The following is a 5914-nucleotide window of genomic DNA, read 5'->3' as shown; positions in this document are numbered from 1 at the left end:
GGCTCAGGCATACCTGATGATAAGATCACCAATATAGGCGGTGCCAGCGCATACAGTGTGACATCAGCCCGTTACCAGTGGACACAGATCTCATACCTTGCCCGTTTGCAATATGCCTATGCCGATAGATATTTATTATCTGCAACCATTAGGAGAGACGGTTCGTCGCGTTTTGGAGATAACAATAAATGGGGCAACTTCCCATCAGTAACCGGCGGGTATATCCTAAGTAAAGAATCCTTCTTCCCCGAAAACAAGGTGCTCACCTTTGCCAAGATCCGGGCCAGCTGGGGATCGGCGGGTAACAACCAGATAGGCTCATACAGTTCAAAAGCGTTGATCGGTTCGGCATCTACGAATGGCGCGAATGATTACAATTACAATTATGTTTTCGGCAATACGTTAAGTCCTGGTTTCGCGGCAACCACTACAGCCAATAACAACCTTACCTGGGAAACCAAAAACTCAACAGACCTTGGTATCGACCTTGCTTTTTTTCAAAAATTCAACCTCGTTGCCGATTATTATAAAAGCACTACCAAAAATCTGTTGCTTAACGTGCCTATTCCTGAGCAATCGGGTTTTACAAACTCTATCCAAAATATAGGCAAAGTAACCAACCATGGTTTCGAGTTCGAGCTTTCGGGTAATAACCTTAATGTAGGGCCATTCAGGATTGGTTTTAATGCCAACCTGGCTACAAACGTAAATAAAGTATTGGCTTTAGCTCCCGGGCAAACGCAAATAATACAGGGGCCTGCAAGCAATTTTATTACGAAGGTAGGTGGCCCGGTTGCCGCCATGTACGGCTATAACATAACCGGTATTTATAAAACGCAGGGTGAAATAGACAACAGTCCGCATTTGGCCGGTACATTAACAGGCGATTACAAAGTAGCGGATACCAATAACGATGGCGTAATTGACAGCCGCGACCAGGTATCGTACGGAACTTACAGCCCGAAATTCAGCTATGGCTTTGGTGCCAATATCGCCTACAAAGGTTTTGAATTTAATGTGGCTTTTAACGGGATTTATGGCCGCAAAATTTATGATAACGGCCTGGCCACGCTTGATGATTCGGGCGAAGGTTTTTCGATGCCGAGCGTTTATTATTTTGAAAATAGGTATCACCCGGTTGATAATCCTAACGGTACTTACGCGCAGCCAAACCTGGGTAACCTTTCATCGGCAAGGAGGTTAACCCGTGCGGCAAGCATTTTTTATTATAAAGGCGATTATTTACGCTTACGAAACGCGCAATTGGCCTATAACCTGCCCGAGGCGTTAACTTCAAAAGTTAAAATAAGCCATATCCGTGTGTATTGTACAGCCAATAACCTGTTTACCTGGACAACATTCAGGGGTTATAACCCTGATGCTACCAGCGGCAATGTGCTTACCGATGGTTTATCAAACGCGAATTACCCGGTTGCCCGCTCGTTCATTTTTGGTGCCAACGTTACATTTTAATTGTTACAAACATGAAAACCAAACACATCATTATATTAGCGGCGATGCTGTCGGCAATTGCCTCATCCTGCAAAAAGGAACTTTATCAAAACCCACTTTCATCCAAAGACCTGGGTAAGTTTATAACCAACCAGGCCGAAACCGAAGAATATGTTACCTCTGTTTATGGTACTTTGCAATCAACTGGGCTTTATGGTTTGTACCTGCCGGCCTTTGCCGAGATCCCTTCGGATAACACCTTCGACCAAGTACCATCAAACGATAGCGGCAACTATGGTCAGCTCGACCAGTTTACAACCATACCACCCAATGATATTGTTGAAACAACCTGGCGCGATTCGTACCAGGCTATTCAAAAGGCCAACGTGGTATTGAACCGGATAGATAAGATCACTTATACCGATCCTGCCCTAAAACAGGCCCGTAAAGGCGAAATGTTATTTATCAGGGCATTGCTATACTTTAATATGGTGAGGTTATACGGCGATGTGCCGCTGGTAATAACAGAAACTACCAATCCTAACCAGTATTTCGGCCTTGGCCGCCAACCGGTAGCCAAAGTTTATGATCAGATCAAGGCCGACCTTAATGCAGCTATTCCACTGTTGCCAGATGCCGCTGCCCAGCCCGGAAGAGTTGTTAAAACCGCTGCCGAAGGCTTATTGGGCAAGGTTTATCTTACACTAAAAGATTATGCCAACGCCGAAACCCAATTACAGGCGGTTGTTAATTCGGGCAGGCACGTTTTAATGGCCAAACCGCAGGATGTTTTCGCGGTGAGCAACGAAAACAACAAGGAGATCATTTTCGCGGTCCAGTTTACATCGGGCCTAAATGGTAATTCTGAAGGGAGTATCATGTTTCAGCAATTTAGTCCATCGGCTACAGTAACCGGTGCAAAGGGCCACAACCTGCCAACTTTAAGCCTGTACAATCTTTATACTGCGGGCGATCTTCGCAAAGGCGTGTATGTAACCTTGGCACCCACCGGAGCGCCATTTGATAACAAGCTGACAGCGCCAACCACCATTATTACCGATGGGCCAAGCGATTTTGTGGTTTTGCGCTACGCGGATGTACTACTGATGCTGGCCGAAGTTGAAAACGAGTTAGGTAATACCACACCGGCTGCAACGTATTTAAACACTATCCGCAGCAGGGCAGGTTTAGGTAATACCACCGCGGCCAGCCAGGCAGATCTGCGAGATGCTATCGCATTAGAACGCAGGCTGGAATTGATTGGCGAAGGTCACCGCTGGTTCGATCTGTTGCGCACCGGCACCGCTATTACCGTAATGAACAAATGGTTTAAGGATAATAATATCCTGATCACGATAGATCAGCATAATTTGCTGATGCCGGTTCCTCAATCACAGATCAATACTGATCCGGCCATCAAACAAAACCCCGGCTATTAATTTTAACAGCGGGTTAGCTTAATCGGTAACCCGCTTTATAAAAAACTATATGAAGAAATTAGTTTTAGTGCTTCTTTCTGTGTTTTGGATGATAGAGGGTTATGCTCAGCAAAAAGCAATAAATGAGCATTTACCCGCCTGGCAGGATGGGCAATTGGATATCCATTTTATCAACACAGGACGCGGCAATTCAAGCTTCCTTGTTTTTCCGGATGGCACCACCATGCTCATCGACGCCGGTGATATGAATGCCAATGAATTTGAAAGCACCAACGCACCGTTGAAAATCCCACCTGCTTTACCGGATAGTTCATTAAGACCCGGGCAATGGATCGCGGCTTATATAAAACAGGTAATGCCAGCGGGCAGACAGCCTGCTATTGATTATGCCTTGATCACGCATTTTCATGGAGATCATTATGGCAATATCGAGAAAAACAGTCCGAAAGCAGCTAACGGAGCTTATCAGCTATCGGGGTTGACTGATATGGGAGATGTTATTCCTATTAAAAATATGCTGGATAGGGGCCGTACCTATCCTGTGGATCTGTTAACCTATTATCGAGATAACGCCACCTTTAATAATTACTTGGCGTTTGTGAAATATCAATCGGCAAAAAAGGGAATGAAGTATGCTGCGCTAAAACCGGGGAGTAAAAGCCAGTTTGTGTTGCTTATTCATCCCGAATTATATCCCGGTTTTCAAGTGCGGAATATCAAATCAAATGCCGATATCTGGTCAGGAAAAGGAGAGGGGACAAACCTCTGTTTTACAACCGGGCAATTGTTGGAAAACGGAAAGTTTAATGAGAATCCGCTCAGCAATGCCATCAAAATAAGCTATGGCCCTTTTACTTATTATGCAGGCGGCGATAATACCGGGTATGAAGGCAGCAATTACCCTGGCAGGCGGGATATGGAAACCCCAATGGCAAAAGTAATCGGCCGTGTAGATGCCCTTACACTAAACCACCATGGCAACCGCGATGCCAGCAACGATGCTTTCCTGAGAACCCTCGCCCCGAAAGTTGCCGTTGAACAGAGCTGGTGCTCGGATCAACCAGGACAGGAAGTGGCTTTCCGGTTAATGGAAAAAACGGCAACGGGTGATAATACGGATGTATTTGACACCTATATGCAGCCGGAAACTAAAACCTACCTCGGCTTTTGGATTGCAAAAGGATTCAAAAGCTTTGAGGGGCATGTGCTTATCCGCGTATCAAAAGGAGGTGAAAATTATTCGGTTTTTGTATTGGATGATAAAAGCCCCGTAATTAAAGTAAAACAAGTATTTGGCCCTTATTTAACACATCAAAAAGAATAACATGTACTCAAAAAAGATAAAAGTTCTTGCAGTTATTGCTTCGGTAGTTTTAATGTATTGCACGACAGCTTATGCTCAAACCACAAGAGCCGATAGTCTTGTTAAACAATTGCATCAGCCATTTGATAAACACATTATGGTGGCCGCCCACCGTGGCGACTGGCGCGATGCCCCCGAAAACTCGTTGCTTGCGTTTAAATATGCTATAACCATTGGGGTAGATATTATTGAACTCGACCTAAATAAAACCAAAGATGGCGTAGTGGTTATTATGCACGATCAAACTATCGACCGCACAACGGATGGCAAAGGAAGCCCCGGCGACTATACACTGGCCGAATTAAAGAAGTTTCATTTAAAAAATGGATTAGGCCGGGTTACTGTAAATACTATACCTACCCTTCAGGAAGTAATGGAATTGATAAAAGGAAAAATTTTGGTAAATCTTGACAAAAGCTATCCTTATTATAATGAAGCGTACAAAATTTTAAAAGCTACCGGCACTTTAAACCAAGCTATTTTTAAAACAACGGAGAGCTATGAGGTAGTAAGGAAGCAATATCCTGCAATTATTGACAGTGTTACGTTTATGGCAGTTATTGATTTGGATAAGCCCGGCGCAAAGCTATCGATAGAAAATTATCAACGCCATATTAAACCGGTAGCTTTTGAATTGAATTTTGGTACCGATACCTCGGCTATTCTTAAAAATAACCAATTCATTAACCGTAATGGCTCCCGTATCTGGATCAATTCACTATGGGCGAGCCTGAATGCCGGGCACGATGATGATACAGCTATTGATTTAGGAAATACTAAAGACAGTTGGGACTGGATCATTACGCATGGAGCCACAATTATACAAACTGACAGGCCGAGGGAGTTACTTGAATATCTACGAAGCCGCAACCTGCATTTTTAAAAAGCGATTTGGAAAGAATTTATCTATCAATAAGTTCTGGGAAACGCCATTAATGATGAATATAGAGTGATTTATGAAACTATTATACATAAGTAAGTAGTAACACCGCCGGGTTGATGCGATAAATAGGTATCAACCCGGCACTATGTAATTTACTGTACATAAATACGATGATAACTTAATATTATGTTAACCCCATGAGTTGTCAAGCCTGTTTATTTTTGCCCGGGTTTGTTTGGTTTAGCATGTCGAAGGTAGTTAAGGATTTATCAGATCGTTTATTATGGGAGAAATATCAAAGCGGTGATACCAGCGCTTTTGATGTTTTATTTAAACGTTATCATGATCCCATCTTTAACTATGCGCTGAAAAACTTGCCAGATAGAGAAATAGCAGAAGAGCTTACTTTAGATGTGATGCTAAGGCTCTGGCAAAAAAAAGGTGATCTGATTATAGAAACAGATCTTCGCTCGTACCTTTTTCGCTCCATCAAAAACGCCATTTATAACTACTACCGCAAAAAAATCCTGAGCACTATTCCTATTGATCTGTTGACCTTACAGGATACCCCTGTTGGCGGTGCTACTGATGATAAATTGAAATACGTTGAACTGGAAAAGATCTATCATCAAAAACTAAACGAGCTTAGTCCACAACGCCAAAAGATTTTCAGGATGAGCCGGGAACGGAACATGACCTACGCGCAGATAGCCGAAGAAACAGGTCTTTCGGTTAATACCATCGAAAATTATATGGTGATTACTTTACGCATATTAC

General features: G+C 43.3%; 5 protein-coding genes. All 5 read left to right on the top strand.

The genetic code is table 11. From position 1 onward, the window contains the following. A partial coding sequence (locus VF500_RS10340) for a SusC/RagA family TonB-linked outer membrane protein (RefSeq protein WP_330859596.1) occupies nt 1-1473 on the top strand: 1473 nt, incomplete at its 5' end. Nucleotides 1474-1484: 11 nt separating this feature from the next. Beyond that, nucleotides 1485-2891, top strand: a complete 1407-nt coding sequence (locus VF500_RS10335) for a RagB/SusD family nutrient uptake outer membrane protein (protein ID WP_330859595.1) — start codon at nt 1485-1487, stop codon at nt 2889-2891. Nucleotides 2892-2940: 49 nt separating this feature from the next. Continuing rightward, entirely contained in the window at nt 2941-4215 is a 1275-nt protein-coding gene (locus VF500_RS10330) for a hypothetical protein (RefSeq protein WP_330859594.1), read from the top strand. Nucleotide 4216: 1 nt separating this feature from the next. Further along, nucleotides 4217-5137, top strand: coding sequence for a glycerophosphodiester phosphodiesterase family protein (locus tag VF500_RS10325; protein ID WP_330859593.1), 921 nt, complete (start codon nt 4217-4219; stop codon nt 5135-5137). 245 nt (nt 5138-5382) lie between these two features. Continuing rightward, nucleotides 5383-5914, top strand: a 532-nt coding sequence (locus VF500_RS10320; protein WP_330859592.1) for an RNA polymerase sigma-70 factor, incomplete at its 3' end; no start/stop codon positions are given.

Source organism: Mucilaginibacter sp. (genome assembly GCF_036383575.1).
GTDB lineage: Bacteria > Bacteroidota > Bacteroidia > Sphingobacteriales > Sphingobacteriaceae > Mucilaginibacter.
The sequence above is the reverse complement of the archived record's forward strand: the minus strand, read 5'-3'. Positions and strand labels throughout refer to the sequence as shown.